General features: G+C 67.2%; 14 protein-coding genes. 7 read left to right on the top strand and 7 right to left on the bottom strand.

What is annotated here, in order from left to right; genetic code table 11:
* Nucleotides 1-67 precede the first annotated feature (67 nt).
* Both ACWIGM_RS14810 and ACWIGM_RS14805 read right to left on the bottom strand, forming a co-directional pair.
* Complete coding sequence (locus tag ACWIGM_RS14810; protein WP_454026677.1) at nucleotides 68-2,428, bottom strand: putative bifunctional diguanylate cyclase/phosphodiesterase; 2,361 nt, start codon at nucleotides 2,426-2,428, stop codon at nucleotides 68-70.
* Nucleotides 2,429-2,594: 166 nt separating this feature from the next.
* Nucleotides 2,595-3,557, bottom strand: a complete 963-nt coding sequence (locus tag ACWIGM_RS14805; RefSeq protein WP_454026676.1) for an enoyl-CoA hydratase-related protein — start codon at nucleotides 3,555-3,557, stop codon at nucleotides 2,595-2,597.
* A 722-nt stretch (nucleotides 3,558-4,279) separates the two neighbouring features.
* Here ACWIGM_RS14805 and murA point away from each other — a divergent pair.
* The 5 genes from murA to ACWIGM_RS14780 all read left to right on the top strand — a co-directional run bounded on the left by murA (nucleotide 4,280) and on the right by ACWIGM_RS14780 (nucleotide 8,395).
* Complete coding sequence (murA, locus tag ACWIGM_RS14800) at nucleotides 4,280-5,569, top strand: UDP-N-acetylglucosamine 1-carboxyvinyltransferase (RefSeq protein ID WP_454026675.1); 1,290 nt, start codon at nucleotides 4,280-4,282, stop codon at nucleotides 5,567-5,569.
* A 96-nt stretch (nucleotides 5,570-5,665) separates the two neighbouring features.
* Nucleotides 5,666-6,106: a DUF2948 family protein gene (locus tag ACWIGM_RS14795; protein WP_454026674.1), complete on the top strand. Its 441-nt coding sequence runs from the start codon at nucleotides 5,666-5,668 to the stop codon at nucleotides 6,104-6,106.
* Nucleotides 6,107-6,129: 23 nt separating this feature from the next.
* Complete coding sequence (gene hisD, locus ACWIGM_RS14790) at nucleotides 6,130-7,422, top strand: histidinol dehydrogenase (RefSeq protein WP_454026673.1); 1,293 nt, start codon at nucleotides 6,130-6,132, stop codon at nucleotides 7,420-7,422.
* A gap of 48 nt (nucleotides 7,423-7,470) precedes the next feature.
* A complete protein-coding gene (locus ACWIGM_RS14785; RefSeq protein ID WP_454026672.1) occupies nucleotides 7,471-7,944 on the top strand; it encodes a UPF0262 family protein in 474 nt (157 codons plus the stop codon).
* A 46-nt stretch (nucleotides 7,945-7,990) separates the two neighbouring features.
* The gene (locus tag ACWIGM_RS14780) at nucleotides 7,991-8,395 is read left to right on the top strand and encodes an arsenate reductase/protein-tyrosine-phosphatase family protein (protein ID WP_454027008.1); all 405 of its coding nucleotides are present in this window, start codon (nucleotides 7,991-7,993) and stop codon (nucleotides 8,393-8,395) included.
* Nucleotides 8,396-8,399: 4 nt separating this feature from the next.
* On the opposite strand, the gene ACWIGM_RS14775 is transcribed toward ACWIGM_RS14780, so the two are convergent.
* Together ACWIGM_RS14775 and ACWIGM_RS14770 are read right to left on the bottom strand one after the other, a co-directional pair.
* Nucleotides 8,400-10,088: a pilus assembly protein TadG-related protein gene (locus ACWIGM_RS14775; protein WP_454026671.1), complete on the bottom strand. Its 1,689-nt coding sequence runs from the start codon at nucleotides 10,086-10,088 to the stop codon at nucleotides 8,400-8,402.
* Nucleotides 10,089-10,126: 38 nt separating this feature from the next.
* Entirely contained in the window at nucleotides 10,127-10,555 is a 429-nt protein-coding gene (locus ACWIGM_RS14770; RefSeq protein ID WP_454026670.1) for a TadE/TadG family type IV pilus assembly protein, read from the bottom strand.
* Nucleotides 10,556-10,745: 190 nt separating this feature from the next.
* Between ACWIGM_RS14770 and ACWIGM_RS14765 the strand changes: the two genes are divergently transcribed.
* Together ACWIGM_RS14765 and ACWIGM_RS14760 are read left to right on the top strand one after the other, a co-directional pair.
* A complete protein-coding gene (locus tag ACWIGM_RS14765; RefSeq protein ID WP_454026669.1) occupies nucleotides 10,746-11,108 on the top strand; it encodes a hypothetical protein in 363 nt (120 codons plus the stop codon).
* Nucleotides 11,105-12,562, top strand: coding sequence for a methyl-accepting chemotaxis protein (locus ACWIGM_RS14760; RefSeq protein WP_454026668.1), 1,458 nt, complete (start codon nucleotides 11,105-11,107; stop codon nucleotides 12,560-12,562). The genes ACWIGM_RS14765 and ACWIGM_RS14760 overlap by 4 nt, the downstream gene beginning before the upstream one ends.
* On the opposite strand, the gene ACWIGM_RS14755 is transcribed toward ACWIGM_RS14760, so the two are convergent.
* From ACWIGM_RS14755 to ACWIGM_RS14745, 3 genes are read right to left on the bottom strand one after another with little or no spacing between them, the layout of a single operon-like run.
* A complete protein-coding gene (locus ACWIGM_RS14755) occupies nucleotides 12,563-13,780 on the bottom strand; it encodes a phosphopentomutase (protein ID WP_454026667.1) in 1,218 nt (405 codons plus the stop codon).
* Nucleotides 13,780-15,408, bottom strand: a complete 1,629-nt coding sequence (locus tag ACWIGM_RS14750; protein WP_454026666.1) for an ABC transporter ATP-binding protein — start codon at nucleotides 15,406-15,408, stop codon at nucleotides 13,780-13,782. The genes ACWIGM_RS14755 and ACWIGM_RS14750 overlap by 1 nt, the downstream gene beginning before the upstream one ends.
* Nucleotides 15,405-16,511, bottom strand: coding sequence for an ABC transporter permease (locus ACWIGM_RS14745; RefSeq protein WP_454027007.1), 1,107 nt, complete (start codon nucleotides 16,509-16,511; stop codon nucleotides 15,405-15,407). Before ACWIGM_RS14745 ends, ACWIGM_RS14750 begins: the two co-directional genes overlap by 4 nt.
* Between the last annotated feature and the right edge of the window lie 68 nt (nucleotides 16,512-16,579).

Here is a 16,579-nt window from a genome sequence, read left to right as displayed (position 1 = left end):
AATCAAGTTCGCTGAGACGATAGTAGGCTGGAAGCAGCCGAGGCCGACAAGAGGGGGGAGGCCGTCCTCAGGCGATCTTGCGCGGCTCGTCGCCCTTGCTGAATTCCGTCACCGGCTGCGGCCGCCCGAACAGATAGCCCTGCGCCCGCTGGGCGCCGAGCAACTGCACCGCCATGCGTTGCGCTTCGGTCTCGATACCCTCGACGACGACGTTCATCGACAGGCGCCGGGCGAGCTGGCAGACCGCCTCGATCACCGCCTTGGAGGCCTCATCGCTGTTGACGTCGCGGCTGAAGCTCTGGTCGATCTTCACCTGCGAGAACGGGTAGGTCGAGAGATAGGCGAGGGAGGAATAGCCCGTCCCGAAATCGTCGAGCGCGAACTTCACCCCGATCGCGCGCAACTCGTTGATCACGTCGAGCGTGGTCTTGTTGTCCTCGATCAGCAACGATTCCGTCACCTCGAGCGTCAGGCGGCCGGGCGCGAGATGGGCGAGCAGCAGCGCGTTCTTGACGGTCTCGACGATGCGTCCCGGCTCGCGGAACTGCAGCGGCGAGATGTTGACGGAGACGCCGATGCCATCGGGCCATTTCGCTGCGTCGCGGCAGGCCTGGCGGATCGCCCAATCGCCCATCCCGGCGATCAGGCCGGACTGTTCGGCGATCGGGATGAAGACGCCGGGCGGCACCATGCCGCGCGTCGGGTGTCGCCAGCGCATCAGCGCCTCGCGCGTCACGATCTCCTGCGTGCGCAGATCGATGATCGGCTGGTAGTACAGCTCGAGCGTGCCTTCGGCGGTGGCCTGGCGCAGGTCGACCTCGATCTCATGGCGTTCGAGCATCTCTTCGGCCATGGCCGGATCGAAGAAGGTTGCGGTGTTGCGGCCGGCGGCCTTGGCCTTGTAGAGCGCCGTGTCGGCATGGCGCAGCAGGTCGGCGGGCGTCGCGCCGTCGGTCGGCGCGAGCGCGATGCCGATGCTGGCGGTGACATAGACGGTCTTGGTCTCGAGCTCGAAGGCGCGGTCCATCGTCTCGATCATGCGCTGCGCGATCATCCGGACCGTCGCGACATCGGTTGCCGGCAGGATCAGCACGAACTCGTCGCCGCCGAAGCGCGCCAGAAGGTCGTTATGGCGGATCGCGCTCTTCAGACGCGCCGCCGTCTGGATCAGCACACGATCGCCGATGTCGTGGCCGAGATTGTCGTTGACCTGCTTGAAGCCGTCGAGGTCGATATAGAGCAGGGCGAACGTCTCGCCAGTCCGCTCATGCCGACGGAAGGCGTCGGCAAGCTGCGTATTGAACTCGAAGCGGTTGGCCAGACCCGTCAGCTCGTCGAAACGGGCCATCTGCTCGATCCGCGCTTCGGTCGCCTTCCGCTCGGTCGCGTCCTCGGTCAGCATCAGGACGCCGCCTTCGGCCGCTGGCGCGATGGTGACGACCAGCATCCGGCCGTTGCGGGACTGCAATTCGTAGACGGCCGCCTGCTGCGTCGCCTGCACGCCGTCGAGCGCCGCCTTGATGTCGCGCACCTGCTCGGGGGTCATCACCTGTCGCTCGACGAGGAAGCGCGCGATCGCGCTGATCGGCGTGCCCGACAGCGCCAGCGTCTCGGGAATCCCGTAGAGGGCGGCATGCGGCGCGTTCGAGACCGCAAGGTCGAGCTTGCGATCGAACATCGCCAGCCCATGGATCATGGTGTTGAGCGCGGCGTCGAGCGTCAGGTTCTGCGAGCGCAGGGCGGTTGCCAGCGCCTTGGATTGCTTCATCGCATCGCTCAGCGCCAGCAGATTGCGGTGCAACGAATTGGTGATCGCGATGTTGGCGACGACATAGAGGAAGGCGAAATAGCCGATGTACTGGTAGTAGGGATTGTGCGCCTGGATCAGGCCGATCGCCATCGGTACGCAGAAAGTCAGAAGCTGGACGGCGACGAATTTCGGCCGTCCGGCATTGCGCGCGACATAGCCGGAGGCAAGCGCGATCGTCGACGACACCGAGGTGATGTGGGCGGCGGGATCGTCCGTCCAGGCGAGCGCGGCATAGCAGCTGAAACCGAGCACGGCGCTGAACACGGTCGCCCCGAGAAAATACTCCCGGTCCCAGCGTCTGGTCTGGGCGAGCGTATCCTCGGAATGGTCGAGCCGGCGATAGCAGACCACCGTCACGATCCGCATCAGGACGACGAGCGCGACGCAAACCGTCAGCGTCATGAACAGGTCGATCCTGGTGGAGATCCAGCACAGGAGGGGTGTGAGAATGCCGGCGATGCCGCCAGGGATGATCGAGCCGGGCGAGGAGAACAGCGAGGAGACGAGCAGGCGATAATCGGCAAGGTCGACCGCGTGCCGGCCATCGTGCTCGACCGGCTGCTCCGCGATCGCCCTGTCTGCGCTGGCGTTGCGCAACCGGTTCGGCACTCCCGCCATCCACTCCTGCCTTGTGACGGTCTCTGGAGAGGCGGCTGAAAAACCTGACCTTTTGCCGCGTCACCTAACGGCTCTAAGAGGAAAAGGTAAAAGTTTCATGAGAGTTACGCGGCGGAGTCGCGCAATCGGCCGGAATGCCGGTCCTGCGGGCCCTGGCGAGGCCTGTCTAGGCCGCGCCGGCGCCGGCGAGCCGCTCCTCGCTTTCCCGCTGATAGACGCGCGAGAGCATGCGGTCCTGCGTCTGGGCAATGCGCTGCAGCTTGGAGATCGCGCTCGGGTGCAGGCGCAGCATGCAGTCGGTCCAGAGCTCGCCGAGATATTCGAGCTCCTCCCGCAGATTGCCGGCGCGGCGGTTGAAAGCCGAGAACAGGGCTGTGCGGGCGGCGTGGATCGGCAGCGAGTCGGAGGCGTATTTGCGGATCCAGTCCTCGCCGGTGCCGGTCGGCACGACGGCTTCGAGCCCGCCGGCGGCCAGAAACTCGGCTGCGCTCATCTCCTCGCCGGACTGCAGCATGTGTTCGGCGGCGCGCTGGCCCATCCGGCGCGACAGGAGCCCGACCGCGGTGATCGGGAAATGGTTGAACTTGATCTCGGGGTAGACGAACGAGGCCTGCTCCTCGGCGATCATGATGTTGCATGAGCGTGGGGCGTCGATGCCGCCGCCGATCGCCTTGGCGTGGATCGTCGACAGGGTGACGGCCATGCCGTTGAGGCCGCTGGCGTTGCGCAGGGCGTCCTCGACCGAGAGGCGCGCGTATTCGGCCAGCGCCGGGCGGTCGTTCTTGGCCAGGCAGTCAAGGTAGAAGTCGAGATCGCCGCCGAGGGTGAAGAATGGCCCGGTGCCGCGGAAGGCGAGGAAGCGCACCGGGGCGTTGTGATACTGCTCGGGCGCGCCCCAGAGATCCATGACGGCCTGCTGCACCTTGCCCAGGCTCTCGAGCAGCTGCAGCGTGAAGACCGGCTTCAGCTCAGGCTTGATCGTGACCCAGAGCAGCCGCAGCTGCGGCTCATAGGCGAGCTGCACCTCCGGCAGGAAGCCGGCCTTATGGCGGATGGCTTCGATCACCTCGCCATTGGCGAGCTCGGCAACGGCCTGCTCACCCGTCGTCGGTGCATAGCTCTGAAACATCGTCTCGTCTCCGCCTCGTATCGCACCCCTCGACGCCGCCGAGGGTAGAGAAAGTTAATAATCTGTAAACGCAAACTGCTGGAAATGGTTAATTTCGTTAGGCTTTATTCGTTACGCTCGAAGCTGGCTCAGAACTGGAGAACGCATCTGTCGATTATCCCGGTGGTGCGGCCGTCGTTGGCGTCGATGCACGCAATGGGCGTGCCAGCATAACACCGGTCGGTCAGGGTTGCCGAGATAGTGAAATTTTTATCAATCTGGCGACGCTTTGCGGCAGCTGTGGCTGATTGCCGGGCTCTGATCGCGACAATGCGTTTCCCGCCCCGGTGCAAAGGGCGGAAGGCCTGAAACAGGGCTGTCTCAGGCAGGGACTGATTGCGCCGCAGTTGTGCCGCAATCGGTCGCGTTAAGGAGAGGCACTTCCGCTTGTCCAGGTCAGGCCGAGCGGCTAACCATGAACCAACGCCTGTGGCCCACTGCCGCAGACATTCCGACGAGCTGACGCCTTGAGCCGCCAGACCGAAGCCGAGGATGAGAGAAGGGCGCGCCTTGCTGCCGCCCTCCGCGAGAATCTCAAGCGTCGCAAGGCGCAGGCAAGGGCTAGGCGCGCCTCGGACACGGCGGCCGAGGATCAGCTACCGCCCGCCCAGGCCGACTCCCCGCGGTCCTGATTCCCCCTTTCCGGCCGGCACCGCTGCCGGTCGTCCTGCAGGACGAGCCCGATGGACCGTATCCGCATCACCGGCGGCCAGCGCCTCAATGGCGTGATCCCGATTTCAGGCGCGAAGAACGCGGCACTGCCGCTGATGATCGCGAGCCTCCTCACCGACGAGACGCTGACGCTGACCAATGTCCCGCGTCTCTCCGACGTCAGTGCGCTCTCGCGCATCCTGTCCAATCACGGCGTCGACCGCTCGGTTGCCGGCAAGCGCGTCGGCCAGAGCGCCGAGACCGGTCAGACCGTCGCGCTGACCGCTCGCCAGATCGTCGATACCTGCGCGCCCTACGAGCTGGTCTCGACCATGCGGGCGAGTTTCTGGGTGATCGCGCCGATCCTGGCGCGCATGGGCGAGGCCAAGGTCTCGCTGCCCGGCGGCTGCGCCATCGGCACCCGCCCGGTCGATCTCCTGCTGATGGCGCTGGAGCGCCTCGGCGCGACGATCACCATCGAGGGCGGCTATGCGCTGGCGCGCGCGCCGAAGGGGCTGAAGGGCGCCGAGATCGTCTTCCCGAAGGTGACGGTCGGCGGTACTCACACTGCATTGATGGCCGCCGTCCTGGCCGAGGGCACCACGGTGATCGAGAACGCCGCGCGCGAGCCGGAAGTGGTCGATCTCGCCGTCTGCCTCGAGAAGATGGGTGCGAAGATCGAGGGCGCCGGCACCTCCACCATCACCGTCCGCGGCGTCTCGCGCCTTGGCGGGGCGCATCATGCCGTCCTGCCCGACCGGATCGAGACCGGCACCTATGCCATGGCGGTGGCGATGACCGGCGGCGATGTCCTGCTCGAAGGCGCGCGCGCCGATCTGCTGCAGGCGGCGCTGGACGTGATCAGCCAGGCCGGTGTCGAGGTCTCCGAGACCAATGAGGGCATCCGCGTCCGCCGCAACGGCGCTGCGCTGGAGCCTGTCGACGTCACCACCGATCCGTTCCCGGGCTTCCCGACCGACCTCCAGGCCCAGCTCATGGCGCTGATGACCAAGGCCAAGGGCACCTCGCGCATTCGCGAGACCATCTTCGAGAACCGCTTCATGCACGTGCAGGAACTCGCCCGGCTCGGCGCCAAGATCCGGCTCGACGGCGATGCGGCCTATGTCGACGGCGTCGAGAAGCTCACCGGTGCGCCGGTGATGGCGACCGATCTGCGCGCCTCGGTCTCGCTGGTCATCGGTGGCCTCGTCGCCGAGGGCGAGACCATGATCAACCGCGTCTACCATCTCGACCGCGGTTTCGAGGCGCTGGAGGCCAAGCTTGGCCGTTGCGGCGCCCAAGTCGAGCGGATCAGCGGTTGACGATAGGCGACGCCCCCGCCAGATAGGGCCTAGAGCATTTTCGAGCGAAGTCGACACCGGTTCGCGTGAAGAAAATGCGATAAGACAAGAGTCTCTATGTCCGATCCCGCCGCCGAGCCGCTGAAACTGATCGCCCTGGACGCCGACGATCTGTCGGTGATCTCGGCACATCTGCAGGATGCGGTGCTGAAGCGCGGCGACATCGCCTATCTCCCGGCCGAGAAGCGCTTCGCCCTGGCGCTGCGCCGCTTCGACTGGGAGGGCGCAGCCCAGGGCCAGAAGCGCCGGCGGCTTGCCGCGCTCCACTTTGAGCGCGTCACGGCCGCGCGCAGCACCAGGGTCGCGGCCGGAGAGGCTGTGCTCAGTCTGCTCGCGGTCACCTTCGATGAGAGCGACGGTCCGGCCGGGCAGGTGACCCTGCATTTTTCGGACGGTGCCGCCATCCGCCTCGATGTCGAATGCATCGAGGCGCAGATGAAGGATCTCGGTCCGATCTGGGAAGCCGTTGCGACGCCGGCCCACCCGGACGCCGGCTGAGCCCCTTCCGGTCAGGATATCCGATGCCGATCAGGCTTGACGCACGCAAGGCCGGTTTCGAGCAGGAGTTCACTGCCCTGCTCGCGATGAAGCGCGAGGTTTCGGAGGATGTCGACCAGGTCGCGGCGGCGATCATCGCCGATGTCCGCGCCCGCGGCGACGCGGCGCTGATCGACTACACCGAGCGCTTCGACAAGCTCGCTTTGACGCCGCAAACCCTGCGCGTCACGCAGGGCGAGATCGACGCGGCGCTCGCCGCCTGCACACGCGAGCAACTCGCCGCGCTGGAGACGGCCCGCGCCCGCATCGAAGCCTATCATCTGCGCCAGAAGCCGGCCGATTCCTGGTCGCGCGATGCACTGGGGGTCGAGAGCGGCTGGCGCTGGAGTGCGGTCGAGACCGTCGGCCTTTATGTGCCGGGCGGCACGGCGAGCTATCCCTCCTCGGTGCTGATGAACGCCGTGCCGGCCAAGGTCGCCGGGGTCGAGCGTCTCGTCATGGTCGCGCCGACGCCGCGCGGCGAAGGCAACCCGCTGGTGCTCGCTGCGGCGAAGCTTGCCGGAATCGACGAGATCTACAAGATCGGCGGCGCGCAGGCGGTTGCCGCGTTGGCCTATGGCACTGCGACGATCGCCCCCGTCGCCAAGATCGTCGGCCCCGGCAACGCCTATGTCGCCGCCGCCAAGCGCCGTGTCTTCGGCACGGTCGGCATCGACATGATCGCCGGCCCGTCCGAGGTCCTGGTGCTGGCCGATGCGAGCGCCAATCCCGACTGGATTGCCGCCGATCTGCTCGCCCAGGCGGAGCATGACACGGCCGCCCAGTCGATCCTGGTCACCGATGATGCCGCATTGGCGGACGCCGTCGAGCGCGCGGTCGAGGGGCAGCTCAAGACGCTCCCACGCGCCGAGATCGCAGGGGCGAGCTGGCGCGAGTTCGGTGCCGTCATCCTGGTCGGAGCGCTCGGTGATGCGATCCCGCTGGTCGACCGGCTTGCGCCGGAGCATCTCGAGATCATCGCCGACGGGGCCGAGGGCCTGGCGGCGCAAATCCGCAATGCCGGTGCGATCTTCCTGGGCGGGCATACGCCCGAGGCGATCGGCGACTATGTCGGTGGTTCGAACCATGTCCTGCCGACGGCCCGTTCGGCCCGCTTCTCCTCGGGCCTCGGCGTGCCCGATTTCATGAAGCGCACCTCCCTGCTGAAATGCGATCCTGAAGCGCTGCGGGCGCTCGCCGGCGCCGCGACCGAACTTGCCGAGGCCGAGGGCTTGCAGGCTCACGCACGTTCCGTGACGATCCGGCTCAACGGCTGACGTCGGCGCGGCGATTCTGCGCCGAAGTCAGCCTGCGCCGGAGGGGACATGTCGGAACGCAACCATCTGGTCGCCGTCACGCTCGACGAGGCCTCGCTCGGGCGCGGCAGCGCCGACCAGGAGCATGAGCGCGCCGTCGCGATCTACGACCTGATCGAGCGCAACCACTTCGCTCTGCCGGAGTTCGATGGCGGGCCCTATGCCGTTCATCTGGCTCTGGTCGAGCGCCGCCTCGCCTTCGAGGTCAGGAGCGCAGACGGTGCGCCCGTCGTCACCCATCATCTCTCGCTGACCCCGCTCAAGCGCATCATCAAGGACTATGAGCTGGTCTGCGACAGCTATTACGCAGCCATCCGCACGGCGACGCCCTCGCAGATCGAGGCGATCGACATGGGCCGGCGCGGCCTGCACGACGAAGCGGCCGTGCTGCTGGTCGAGCGGCTGGCGAACAAGGTCGAGATCGACCGCGAGACGGCCCGTCGCCTCTTCACCCTGATCTACGCGCTGCACTGGAAGGGCTGAGCGTTTGGAGCCGCCCGTACCGCGCAAGCTCCAGAGCGTGCTGTTCATGTGCGCCTACAATGCGGTGCGCTCGCCGATGGCCGAGGCCATGGCCAAGCACTTCTTCGGCAAGTCGGTCTATGTCCAGTCCGCCGGAGCGCGCAAGGGCGAGGTCGATCCCTTCGCTTTGGAGGTTCTTGACGAGATCGGCATCGATGCGCGCAAGCACAGGCCCAAATCGCTCGAAGAGCTCGAGGAGTGGGAAGGCCTCAACTTCGACCTGATCGTCTCGCTCTCGCCTGAGGCGCACCACAAGGCCCTCGACCTGACCCGCACGGTCGCTGCCGAGGTCGAGTACTGGCCGACGCCTGATCCGACCATCGTTCAGGGGTCGCGAGAGCAGGTACTCGACGCCTATCGCGCCGTCCGCGACGGGCTGATGCAGCGCATCAAGACGCGGCTGCGATCCTGAAGTCCTACTGGATTAGCACAGCCCCGCCGCAGCGCACGCCGCTGACCCAGCTATCGGCCTGCCCCAGCCCGATCCCCAGCGTGTTGAGCAGGCTCGTCAGCACCTGGTCGAGCGGGGCCGCTGCGCCGGCGATGACGCCGGTCACGGCGCTGCCGATGCCTGGCAGGGGAATTCCGATCCCGAGCGGAACGACCTCGATCTCGAGGTCGCCGACCAGCCGGGACAAGAGGCTGGCGACGAAGTTCTGCGTCGAGGTCGTCTTCTTGTCGACCCGCTGGATCTCGGCATAGCTGAAGCTCACCGGCGTCTCGCTGGTGTTGCTGATCGTGACATGGGCCCGGCCTGTGACCTTGGCGAGGCCGAGCAGGTCGAGCAGCGTCGCGGCCGGCGGGTTCGGCCTCGTGCTGAAATTGCTGAACTCGGCATTGGAGACCTGCCCGATCCAGGCATCCACCACGGCTGGCGTCACGCCGAGCGTCACCCGCGCGCTGGTGATGTCGCCGGCGCCGCAGGAGACCGAGGTCAGGCGAGCTGTCGCTGCGGCGAGTTCCAGGTAGAGCGGCAGCTTGACCAGGGAGGCCTGGCCGCTGCCGACGAGGGTGAGTGTCAGCAGCAGGCGCGTCTGGGCGGTGTGGACGGTTGCGCCGGTGCGGCCGACGCGCACGAGGCTGGTCCCGACCGGGCGCTCGCCGATGCCGAGCTTTAGCGAGACCGAGGCGAGGCCAGGCACGTTGACCGCCAGGCCGAGATCGAGCTGGCGCGCGCCATTGGCGATCTGGGCCGTGGCTGAAACGAGGTCGAGCGCCGACAGCGACGCCTTGAGCGGTATCTCCTCGTTCAGTTGGCGGCCGCCATAGGTGCCAAACGAGACGAGGCCCTGCAGGTTGAGGCGCTGGCCCGAGCCGGCGGTGGCCGCCGCCAGGCGGCCCAGTGCCGCGATGGCGTCGCTGCCCGCGCCCTGGTCGCGTGCCGCATCCTGTGCAGCCAGAATGACATCTCCGATGCGGACATTGGCACGGACGACCTCATCGAAGGTCAATGCGGAGATCGCGGCGCGCGTCGCCAGCCGCTTGGCGAAGCCGAACAGGTCGATCCGGGCACGCGCCAACCCCTCATAGTCCATGACCGAGAGCGACAGGCTCGTGCCGAGCAGGCCGCCGAGCAGGCCGTTGAGAGCGCCGCCCTCCACCCGGGCCAGCCGCGAGCCGATGGCGAAGGAGGCCTGAGCATCCTGTGCGGCGGTGGCCCGCGTCAGGATGGCGACGTCGCCGGTTCGGGTGGTGTTCGGCAGCACGGCGCCGGCCGTGAGCACGCGGCCCAGGATCATCGGCGTGGTCGCGCGCATCTCGATCCGGGCGGCATTGGCCGTGGCTACCGAACTTGGCCGGAAGCGCGCCTCCGGCGCCATACTCGCGTCGGGTGTATAGGTTCCGGTCTGGACCGACTCGATCGCGGTCGGATCGAAGCCGTTCCTGCCCGCGCTCGCCCGTGCCGCGTTCGTGGCTCGCTCGAGATCCACCGCGGCGGCGAGCGCGGCGAGATCCGTCGCCGTCTGCTGCCGCCGCTTCTGGTAGTAGAAGCTGCCGACATCCACAGCCATCGCGCCGAAGCCGAAGAGGACGATCGAGGCGCCTGCAAACACGATGGACGACAGGCCGCGGCGGTCGGCGAAGAAGTCCCGGATCAGGCTCATCGTGGCAGCCTCCCTCCCAGGCCCGCGCAGAGCGGGTGTCAGTATCCGCCGCGCTGGACGACGGCGCGGCGCTCGACCACAGGCATCGGCAGCGCGACGATCGTGCCGAGTCGATTGAAGACGCTGTCCGAGTAATCGTAGACGACCGTGACTTCGAAGCTCGGCGCCGGCGCCCCGAAGGCGGTCGTCCGCACGGTCAGCTTGCTCGGGTTGAGGAAGGCGTATGAGCCGACGCTGCGCGTGACGAAGGCGCGCGCCAGTCGTTCGCGTTCGGCGTCATCGAGGCCCGCGACGGAGGCACGGGCGGCTTCCGCGGCGAGCTGCTGAACGCCGTTATACACGCTGAAGGTGTATCCGTAGCCGATGATGCCAAACAGGAGAAGCATCAGTATCGGCGCGATGAAAGCAAATTCCACGGCAGTAGCGCCGGAGGGATCAGTCCGTAGGCGATGAATGAACGAGCGCATGGCATGTCCACTCCACGGATGTAACAACTATAGAGTGTGGACCTCGGGCCTTTACGAAACGTAAAAGGCATTTCCGAAACCGGGCGCTATGACGCGAATGGAGTTGGCTGATTAATCGAAATTTAAGCGACACGGCCCAGGAGCTTCACCGAGGGCAACCTTGCGTTAGCCAAGCCGAGAGACGAACTGGATGGGGCCGACCGCAACACCGACCGCTTCCCGCCTCGCGCGGCCCGGGCGGTGGCGCGACATCGGCTTGATCGCGGGATTGTCCATCTGCTCCGGCTTCATTGCCCTCGCGAGCCTGCCCGGGCCGGTATCCGGTCCGTCAGCTCCGTTGGCGGCCATCTTTCCGCCCTGGATCTCCGGGGAGGACGCAGTGGCGCGCAGCCTGGCGGCCGGAGGCAGGATCCTGCGGCAAGGGGCCGTTCCCTTCGTCGTCGTTCTCGCTCCGGAAACCGCGGAAAGGCCGGTCGGCGCCCTGCTGGTGCTGCGCCTTGACGGGCTGGCCGGTTGCATCATCTCACCAGAGGCCGAAGCGAGCAGCCTATGACTTTGACTTTGCCCGGCCTTCGCGATCTCGTCGCGCGCTGCCTCATCGGCCTTGCCTTCCTTCATGTCCCGCTGCTGGCGCTTGCATCGCTGGCCCAGACTGGCGATGGGCTGATACCCGCGCTCGGTGCCCTGATGCTGGCGCTCGCTGCGCTGATTGCCTATCGCGGCGTCGGTGCGACGATCACGGCGCAATGCGCGATCGCGGTCGCCCTGATCGGCCAGGTCTCGATCCTGGTCGCGGTCTTCTCCGGGCATCCCTGGCAGCCCGACATGCACATGTACTACTTCGCCGTGCTGGCGCTCCTCGCCGGCTTCTGCGACTGGCGGCCGATCATCCTGGGCGCGGCGCTCACGGCGGCGCATCATCTGGTTCTGCAGTTCGTCCTGCCCGCCGCCGTCTTCTACCAGGGCGGCAATCTGCTGCGGGTCCTGCTGCACGCGGTCATCGTGGTGGTCGAGACCGCTTTCCTCGCGGTGATCGCGGTGATGACCGCACGCATCTTCGCGCAGACGGAGGCCAATCTGCACCGCGCCGAGGAGGTTGCCGAGCGTGAGCGCCTGGCGAGCGAGCGCGAGCGGGCCCTCGCCGACGACGCAGAAGCGCGTGCCCAGCGCCTGCGTGCCATGGTCGCGAATTTCCGCGACGAGATGGACGGCGCCATGGCCATTCTCGACAAGGCGTCCGAGGCGATGCAGGTCGACGCTCGCGGCCTCACCGGCGCGTCCGAACGGGCGCGGCAGCAGATCGCGCTCGTCTCGCGCAGTTCGAACGAGATGACGACCAGCATCGAGCAGACTGCGGCGGCCAGCCAGGAGCTCGCCTCCTCGATCGCCGAGATCGGCCGCAACGTCTCGCAGACCGCTGACAGCTCGCAATCGGCGGCAAAGCTGGCGCGGGTCGCCAGTACGGAGATCGAGGCGCTGGCGCGCACCGGCGAAAGTGTCGGGGCAGTGGTCGAGATCATCCGCGGCATCGCCGCACAGACCAGCATGCTGGCGCTGAATGCGACGATCGAGGCGGCGCGGGCCGGCGCCATGGGCAAGGGCTTTGCCGTCGTCGCCAGCGAGGTGAAGACGCTCTCGGCCCAGACCGCGAGTGCGACCGACGAGGTGACGCGTTCAATCGAGGCGATCCAGACCGCTTCGCAGCGCTCGCTCAAGTCGATCCGCGAGATCGTCGCGGCAATCGGCGAGGTCGAGACCGTCTCGGTCGCCATCGCCTATGCGGTTGGCGAGCAGGATCGCGCCACGGCAGAGATCGCCAAGGAGGTCCAGATCTCCTCTGACGGCGTCAGCCGCGGCGCACAGAGCCTGCAGAGCTTCGAGACGGTGACGGAGCGCACCTACGCCGCCGCCGGCAGCCTGCAGAGCTCCTCCGACGATCTGGCGGCGCAGGCGCAGCGCATCCGCCGCGAGGTCGCCGAGTTCTGCGAACGGGTCGCGGCAGCCTGATTACCAGGCGCGGCCTGGACCGACCGCGCCGATCTTCAGCCAATCTCCGAGCGTCGCCGCGATGTCGGCGAAGCTCCCGCGGCGCCCGATCGACCCGGCCGTCACACCGGGGCCGAAGGCCAGGATCGGCACGTGCTCGCGCGTATGGTCGGATCCCGGCCAGCTCGGGTCGTTGCCATGGTCTGCGGTGACGATGGCTAGGTCGCCCGGCCGCAGCAGCGCCTCGAGCCTGGGCAGATCGCGATCGAAGGCTTCGATCGCCGCCGCATAGCCGGGAATGTCGCGGCGATGGCCGTATTCGGTGTCGAAGTCGACCAGGTTGACGAAGCAGAAGCCGCCGTCCGGCAGTTGCTCGAATGCCTCTAGCGCCGCTGCCCACATGGCGGCGTTGCCGAAGGGCTTGATCTCCTCGCCGGTGTTCCGGTGGGCGAAGATGTCGCCGATCTTGCCGACGGTGACGACCGGCCGGCCTTTGGCCACGAGCCGGTCGAGGATGGTCTCGTCCGGCGGCGGGATCGCGAAATCCTTGCGGTTGCCGGTGCGGGTGAAGCCGGTCTCGGTCGTGCCGATAAAGGGCCGGGCGATGACGCGGCCGATCCTGAGCGGATCGACCAGGACGCGGACCTTCTTGCAGAGGGCGTAGAGCCGTTCCAGGCCGAAATGCTCCTCATGCGCCGCGATCTGCAGCACCGAGTCGACCGAGGTGTAGCAGATCGGCTTGCCCGTCCTGATGTGCTCTTCTGCGAGCTCGTCGATCACGGCCGTGCCGGAGGCATGCTTGTTGCCGAGGATGCCGGGTAGGGCGCCCTCACGGATGATCGCCGCGACGAGATCGGGCGGGAAGGTATTCTCCAGCGCGGTGAAATAGCCCCATTTGAACGGCACCGGGCAGCCGGCGATCTCCCAATGGCCGGAGGGGGTGTCCTTGCCCTGGCTGACCTCGACGCCGTAGCCGTATTGGCCCTTCGGGGCCTCTGGCCGCGGCACCCCGGCGAGCGGCCTGCCGGTCGAAGCCTCGCAGGCATGGCTGAGGCCCAGCCGGGCGAGGTTGGGGATGTGCAGCGGCCCGCTGCGCAGGCCTTCGCGGTCGCCGCGTCCTTCGGCACAGGCCTGCGCGATATGGCCGAGTGTGTCGGAACCCTCGTCGCCATAGGCGGCCGCATCCCCGGCGCCGCCGCAGCCGACGGAATCGAGCACGATCAGGATGGCGCGCGCCATCAGTCGCGCACCGCGGCGCTGTTCGCCGGTTCGAGGTTGAGGGCGGCGGCGAGCAGAGCCTGCGTATAGGCCTCGCGCGGACGCTGGAAGATCTCCTCGGCCGGCCCTTCCTCGACCACCTTGCCGTTCTGCATCACCACCACCCGGTGCGACAGTGCCCTGACCACCTTGAGGTCGTGGCTGATGAAGAGATAGCCGAGCTTGCGCCTGGCCTGCAGCCCGCGCAGCAATTCGACGATCTGCGCCTGCACGGACATGTCGAGCGCTGAGGTCGGCTCGTCGAGCACGACGAATTTCGGATCGAGCGCCATAGCGCGGGCGATGGCGATGCGCTGGCGCTGGCCACCGGAGAATTCATGCGGATAGCGATCCATGGTCGCTGGATCCAGGCCCACATCGGCGAGCGCCTGCGCCACGATCTCGCGCTGGCGCTGATAGCTCAGCCCCTTCTGCTGGACGGCGAGCCCCTCTGCGACGATGTCGGCGACCGACATGCGCGGCGAGAGCGAGCCGTAAGGGTCCTGGAAGACGACTTGCAGATCCTTGCGCTTGGGGCGGACCGCCTTGCTTTTGAGCCCATCGATGCGGTCGCCGAGGAAGACGATCGGCCCCTCCGATGAGATCAGGCGGAGGATGGCGAGGCCGAGCGTGGTCTTGCCCGAACCGGATTCGCCGACGATGCCGAGCGTCTCGCCTTCGCGCACCTTCACGGAGATGCCGTCGACCGCCTTCACATGGCTGGTCGTGCGGCGCAGCAGCCCGGTCTTGATCGGGAACCAGACCTTGACCGGACCGGCCTCCAGCAGGATCGGGGCGCCCTCCGGCACCGGCTCCGGCCGGCCCTTCGGCTCGGCGGCGAGCAGGCGCTGAGTATAGGCGTGCTGGGGATTGCCGAAGATCTCGGCGACCGGCCCATGCTCGACGATCTTGCCCTTCAGCATCACGCAGACCCCGTCGGCGATGCGCCGGACGATGCCGAGGTCGTGGGTGATGAACAAGATCGCCATGCCGAGCCGTGCCTGCAGCTCCTTCAGCAGCGTCAGGATCTGCGCCTGCACGGTGACGTCGAGCGCCGTGGTCGGCTCGTCGGCGATCAGGAGATCGGGCTCGTTGGCGAGCGCCATCGCGATCATCACGCGCTGGCGCTGACCGCCGGAAAGCTGGTGCGGATAGGCGTCGAGCCGGCTTGCCGCATCGCGGATGCCGACCAGCGACAGCAGTTCGAGCGTCCGCTCGCGCGCCTTCTCGCCGCGCAGGCCCTTGTGCAGTTCGAGGATCTCGCCGATCTGCCGCGCGATCGTGTGCAGCGGGTTGAGCGAGGTCATCGGTTCCTGGAACACCATGGTGATGTCGTTGCCGCGGACCTTGCGCATCGCGTCTTCGTCGGCCGCGATCAGGTCCTGGCCATTGAACAGCACCTTGCCCGTCGGGTGATGAGCCGCCGGATAGTTCAGGAGCTTCAGGATCGACAGCGCCGAGACCGATTTGCCCGAGCCGGACTCGCCGACCAGTGCCAGCGTTTCGCCCTTGGCGATCGCGAACGAGACCTTGTCGACCGCGAGCGTCTCCTGCCCGCCCTGGCGGAAGGCGACGGAGAGGTCCTGGACGGAGAGGAGGGGCGCGCTCACGCGAAAGTCTTCCTCGGGTCGAAGGCGTCGCGGACGGCTTCGCCGATGAAGATCAGCAGCGACAGCATCAGCGCGATCACGAAGAAGCCGGAGAGACCGAGCCAGGGCGCCTGCAGGTTCGCTTTGCCCTGCGCCAGGAGTTCGCCGAGCGAGGGCGAGCCCGGTGGCAGGCCGAAGCCGAGGAAGTCGAGCGAGGTCAGCGTTGTGATCGAGCCGTTGAGGATGAAGGGCAGGAAGGTCAGCGTCGCCACCATGGCGTTGGGGAGCAGGTGCTTGACCATGATCGCCCGGTTGGAGAGGCCGAGCGCCCGCGCCGCCCGGACATACTCGAAATTGCGGGCCCGCAGGAACTCGGCCCGGACGACGCCGACCAGCGCGACCCATGAAAATAGCAAGAGGATGCCGAGCAGCACGAAGAAGCCGGGCGTGATGATCGCCGCGACGATGATCAGCAAATAGAGCGCGGGAATGGAGGTCCAGATCTCGATGACGCGCTGGAAGATCAGGTCGGTCCAGCCGCCGAAATAGCCCTGGATCGCGCCGGCGGCGATGCCGATCACCGAGGAGATCGAGGCCAGGATCAGCCCGAACAGCACGGAGATGCGAAAGCCGTAGATCAGCCGCGCGACCACGTCGCGGCCCTGGTCGTCGGTGCCGAGCCAGTTCCATTCGAGCTCGCGGCAGGTCATGCCGCCGGTTCGCTCGGCGATCGGCCGGCACTGCTCATCCTTGAGCATCCAGGTCGGCGGGGCAGGGGCCGGCACCGGCAGGTCGAGATTATGCGTGCGATAGGAGTAGCGGATCGGCGGCCAGATCGCCCAGCCATTGCTGGCGATCTCCCTGGCGATGGTCGGGTCGCGATAATCGGTGGTGGCGAGGAAGCCGCCGAACTTCTCCTCGGGATAATTGATCGCGACCGGGAACAGCGTCTCGCCCTTGTAGCGGACGATCAGCGGCCGGTCGTTGGCGATGAACTCGGCGAAGAGCGAGAGCACGAACAGCGTCAGGAAGATCCAGAACGACCACCAGCCGCGCTTGTTGGCCTTGAAGCTGTCGAGCCGGCGCCGGTTGATCGGCGAGAGCTTGAGCCAGCCCTGCTTCATCTGCGGGGGCGCGGCTGCCGGCTCAGCTGAGCGCAGAGCCGGCGGGGCGTCGAGGAGGGTATCGGACA

Source organism: Allobosea sp. NPDC055332, assembly GCF_053645455.1.
Note: the sequence above shows the minus strand (reverse complement) of the source record. Positions and strands in the feature narration are given on the sequence as shown.

What these genes read in the sequence shown, in the direction of transcription:
- ACWIGM_RS14810 (WP_454026677.1), bottom strand. Translation starts at nt 2,428, where the DNA reads ATGGCGGGAGTGCCGAACCGGTTGCGCAACGCCAGCGCAGACAGGGCG.
- ACWIGM_RS14805 (WP_454026676.1), bottom strand. Translation starts at nt 3,557, where the DNA reads ATGTTTCAGAGCTATGCACCGACGACGGGTGAGCAGGCCGTTGCCGAG.
- murA (WP_454026675.1), top strand. Translation starts at nt 4,280, where the DNA reads ATGGACCGTATCCGCATCACCGGCGGCCAGCGCCTCAATGGCGTGATC.
- ACWIGM_RS14795 (WP_454026674.1), top strand. Translation starts at nt 5,666, where the DNA reads ATGTCCGATCCCGCCGCCGAGCCGCTGAAACTGATCGCCCTGGACGCC.
- hisD (WP_454026673.1), top strand. Translation starts at nt 6,130, where the DNA reads ATGCCGATCAGGCTTGACGCACGCAAGGCCGGTTTCGAGCAGGAGTTC.
- ACWIGM_RS14785 (WP_454026672.1), top strand. Translation starts at nt 7,471, where the DNA reads ATGTCGGAACGCAACCATCTGGTCGCCGTCACGCTCGACGAGGCCTCG.
- ACWIGM_RS14780 (WP_454027008.1), top strand. Translation starts at nt 7,991, where the DNA reads ATGTGCGCCTACAATGCGGTGCGCTCGCCGATGGCCGAGGCCATGGCC.
- ACWIGM_RS14775 (WP_454026671.1), bottom strand. Translation starts at nt 10,088, where the DNA reads ATGAGCCTGATCCGGGACTTCTTCGCCGACCGCCGCGGCCTGTCGTCC.
- ACWIGM_RS14770 (WP_454026670.1), bottom strand. Translation starts at nt 10,555, where the DNA reads ATGCGCTCGTTCATTCATCGCCTACGGACTGATCCCTCCGGCGCTACT.
- ACWIGM_RS14765 (WP_454026669.1), top strand. Translation starts at nt 10,746, where the DNA reads ATGGGGCCGACCGCAACACCGACCGCTTCCCGCCTCGCGCGGCCCGGG.
- ACWIGM_RS14760 (WP_454026668.1), top strand. Translation starts at nt 11,105, where the DNA reads ATGACTTTGACTTTGCCCGGCCTTCGCGATCTCGTCGCGCGCTGCCTC.
- ACWIGM_RS14755 (WP_454026667.1), bottom strand. Translation starts at nt 13,780, where the DNA reads ATGGCGCGCGCCATCCTGATCGTGCTCGATTCCGTCGGCTGCGGCGGC.
- ACWIGM_RS14745 (WP_454027007.1), bottom strand. Translation starts at nt 16,511, where the DNA reads ATGAAGCAGGGCTGGCTCAAGCTCTCGCCGATCAACCGGCGCCGGCTC.